The sequence below is a fragment of the Pseudonocardia pini genome (assembly GCF_013870575.1).
Classification (GTDB): domain Bacteria; phylum Actinomycetota; class Actinomycetes; order Mycobacteriales; family Pseudonocardiaceae; genus Pseudonocardia; species Pseudonocardia pini.
The window spans coordinates 1-1,767 of the sequence record NZ_JACBXB010000965.1 but is presented as its reverse complement, the minus strand read 5'-3'; the positions used below and the strand labels follow the sequence as shown (position 1 = coordinate 1,767).

At 75.4% G+C, this 1,767-nt stretch carries 2 protein-coding genes and 1 pseudogene; 1 reads left to right on the top strand and 2 read right to left on the bottom strand.

Translation table 11 applies throughout. The features are described 5' to 3' along the window. Window positions 1-284 (bottom strand): NAD(P)H-binding protein (locus tag H5J29_RS35605; RefSeq protein WP_181784554.1); only part of this gene is annotated, 284 nt, incomplete at its 3' end. Window positions 285-401: 117 nt separating this feature from the next. On the opposite strand from H5J29_RS35605, the gene H5J29_RS31390 reads away from it, so the two are divergent. After that, a complete protein-coding gene (locus tag H5J29_RS31390; protein ID WP_181784553.1) occupies window positions 402-1,013 on the top strand; it encodes a superoxide dismutase family protein in 612 nt (203 codons plus the stop codon). Between the two features lie 9 nt (window positions 1,014-1,022). Here the strand turns inward: H5J29_RS31390 and H5J29_RS31385 are convergent. Then, window positions 1,023-1,767 (bottom strand): annotated as a pseudogene (locus tag H5J29_RS31385) (peptidase); the annotation flags it as partial.

Below are 1,767 nucleotides of genomic sequence, written 5' to 3'. Positions count from 1 at the left end.
GCGCCGGACACGGTCTCGGCGATCCGCCGGTCGCGGTCGACGAAGTCCGGCCCGTCCATGGAGTGCACGAGATGGAACAGCACGTCGACCGCGCGGCAGGCCTCCGCCGTCACCACCGGGTCGGCGACATCGCCCCGCACCACCTCGACGCGGTCCGCGAACCCGCTCCGGGCCAGGCGTTCCGGGGAGCGGACGAGGCAGCGCACCTCGTGGCCCTCCGCGAGCAGCCGGGGCACCAGCCTGGACCCGACGTAGCCGGTCGCACCGATCACGAGACATCGCACGACCCGATCGTCGCGCGAACCGCTCGTCGCCGCGAGGTGGGCACCCGAGCGCCACGAACGGGCGACATCCGCGGGTCGCGGAGGAACCCCACCAGCACGAGGGGGTACGACACAGGAATGTTCGCACCGCGACGCACCCTCCTGCCCGTCCTGGTCACGCTGGCCGCGGGCGCGGTCCTCGGTGGCTGTGCCGCCCAGGCCCCGTCCCTGTCCGCCGCGCCCGCCCCCGCCGCCGTGCCCGACTCGCGGTTCGCGAGCAGCGTGGCCGTGGACGCGACGTTCGGCACCGACGGCGTGGCCGTCACCTACGACCCGGCGCTGGTCCCCGTCGGCGCGCAGGCGAAGGTCACCGGCGAGACCAGCGGCACGAGCAGCGTCGTCACGCTCGCGGTCACGGGCCTGCTGCCGAACCGGACCTACGGCGCCCACGCCCACCAGAAGCCCTGTGGGCCCGCCGCCGCGGACTCGGGCGCGCACTTCCAGCACACGGCCGACCCGGTCAAGCCGAGCGTGGACCCGGCCTTCGCGAACCCCGTGAACGAGGTGTGGCTGGACTTCACCACCGACGCCGAGGGCGCGGGCTCGGTCACGGCCACCCAGTCGGAGTGGGCCTTCACCGAGCAGGCCGCGCCCCGGTCCGTGGTGATCCACGCCCTCCCGACGTCGACCGAGCCGGGCAAGGCGGGCACCGCGGGCGACCGCGCGGGGTGCGTAAGCGCGGAGTTCTGACGCGGCGTGCTAGAGCTCGATCCGCCTGGTCACGGCGACGAGCTCGCTGGTGTGGCTGCCCGCGACCCCCACGTCCGGGGGGCGCGGGATCAGGCCGGGTAGGCCCGCGAGCCCGTCGGAGCCGTCCGTGACCAGCAGGTGGACCGGCCCCGCGCCGGTCAGCTCCAGCCGGAGGTCGACGCCCTCCGGTGGTGGCGCGTGGAACACGAGATCGAGCCTGCCGTCCCGGACCGGGACCGCGGCGCCGTCCACGGTCGCGCTCGCGACGACCGCCTCCTCGGTCCGGAACGCGACCAGCCGGACGCTTCGCTGCGGCTCGATCCGGGCGCGCAGCGTCGTTCCCTCGCGGGTCGCGGTCACCTCGGCAGGTGGCAGGTCGGCGACGCCGGCGGGGCCGGTGGCGAAGGTGCCCTCGACGCCCGGGACGGTCAGGGTCTCGGGTCCGTCGACGTGGCGGTCCGTCCACGCCCCCGGGGTGGTCTCCTCGCTGACCCAGCGTGCGGTGCCCGCGTCGGCGTCGAGCAGGTACATGAGGTGGCTCGGGGCGGGGCGGTCCGGGGTGAAGCCGTTCTGCGCGAACCCGACCACGCCGAGCACCACCGCCGCACCGAGTGCCGCGGCCGGGGTGAACCGGGGCAGGTCGGCGAGCAGCGGGACCAGTGCGATCCCCAGCAGCGCGAGCACGAAGGCCGAGACGGCGGCCACGGCCATCCCCATCGCGGGCAGGAACAACACCGCCGTCGGGACCAGCACG